This is a genomic window from Longimicrobiaceae bacterium (assembly GCA_035936415.1).
Classification (GTDB): Bacteria; Gemmatimonadota; Gemmatimonadetes; order Longimicrobiales; family Longimicrobiaceae; genus JAFAYN01.
In genome coordinates this window covers 1-1547 of sequence record DASYWD010000447.1, presented here as the reverse complement: position 1 = coordinate 1547, position 1547 = coordinate 1, and the positions used below count along the sequence as shown (strand labels likewise).

1 protein-coding gene is annotated in these 1547 nt (G+C 76.6%); it reads right to left on the bottom strand.

Going from position 1 to position 1547, the window contains the following annotated elements; translation table 11 throughout:
* The coding region (locus tag VGR37_18080; GenBank protein ID HEV2149317.1) for a type I polyketide synthase at window positions 1–1547 on the bottom strand (1547 nt) is incomplete at both ends.

Below are 1547 nucleotides of genomic sequence, written 5' to 3'. Positions count from 1 at the left end.
CGCGGCGTCCCGCGCGGGCGCCTCTTCCAGCACCACGTGCGCGTTGGTCCCGCCGAAGCCGAACGAGCTGACCCCCGCGCGGCGCGGGGCGCCCCCGGCCGCCGGCCACTCCGCCAGCTCCCGGGCGATCCGCAGGCGGCTCCCGGACAGGTCGATGTGCCGGTTCTGCTCGCCCAGCCCGTGCACCGGCGGCACCTGGCCGTGCTCCAGCACCAGCACCGTCTTGATCAGGCCGGCGATCCCCGCCGCGGGCTCCAGGTGCCCGATGCTGGGCTTCACCGCCCCCAGCCAGCAGGGCTGGGCCGCCTCCGCGGGCCGTCCGTCCAGCACGCTCCGCAGCGCCTCCACCTCGATGGGGTCGCCCAGCGGGGTGCCGGTGCCGTGCGTCTCCACGTAGCCCACCTCGCCGGGGGCGACGCCGGCGCGCTCCAGCGCCGCGCGCACCACCTGCTGCTGCGCCGCGCCGTTGGGGGCCGTGAGGCCGTTGCTGGAGCCGTCCTGGTTCACCGCCGAGCCGCGGATCACGGCCAGGACGCGGTCGCCGTCGCGCTCCGCGTCGCGCAGGCGCTTCAGCACCACGACGCCGCACCCCTCGCCGCGCACGTACCCGTCGGCGTCGTCGCCGAAGGTGTGGCAGAGCCCGGTGGGCGAGAGCATCTGCGCCTCGGTGAAGATCACGCCGTAGTCCGGCGACAGGACCAGGTTCACCCCGCCCGCCAGCGCCAGGTCGCTCTCTCCCGCCGCCAGGCTGCGGCAGGCCTGGTGCACCGCCACCAGCGACGAGGAGCACGCCGTGTCCAGCGCCAGGGAGGGGCCCTGCAGCCCCAGCACGTACGAGATGCGGTTGGCGGCGACGCTCAGCGCGCTCCCCGTGCCGGAGTAGGTGTCGTGCCCCGCCCCGGCCTCGCGCTGCAGGCGGAAGTAGTCGTTGGTGCTGATCCCCACGAACACCCCGGTGGCCGACCCCGCGAGCCGGTCCGCGGGGATCCCGGCGGACTCCAGGGCGTGCCAGGCGGTCTCCAGCAGGAGCCGCTGCTGCGGGTCCATGCTGCGGGCCTCGCGCGGCGAGATGCCGAAGAGCGAGGCGTCGAAGGCGTCCACCTCCGGGAGGAAGCCGCCCCAGCGGAAGGGGTCGTCCCCGCGGGCCCGGTACCCGGTCAGCTCCACGCGCTCCGCGGGGACCTCGCCCACGGCCGTCCTCCCCTCCCGGAGCAGCTCCCAGAAGGCTTCGGGCCCGTCCGCGCCGGGGAAGCGGCAGCCCATCCCCACGATGGCGACCGGCTCGTACCCGTCGCCCGAGCGCGGCGCCGCGCTCGCCTCCCCGCCTCCGGCCAGGTGCGCGGCCAGGCGCGCGACGGTGGGGTGGTCGAAGGCCAAGGTGGGCGGGATCTCCACGCCCAGCGCCTCGCCCAGCGCGCCGACCAGCTCCACCAGCCGCATGGAGTTGAGGCCGAGCGCCGCGAAGGGCTCGTGCACGGACACGCGGTCGGCCGGGAGGCCGCCCAGGCGGGCCACGCGCTCCCGGATCATCGCCTCCAGCGCCGCGC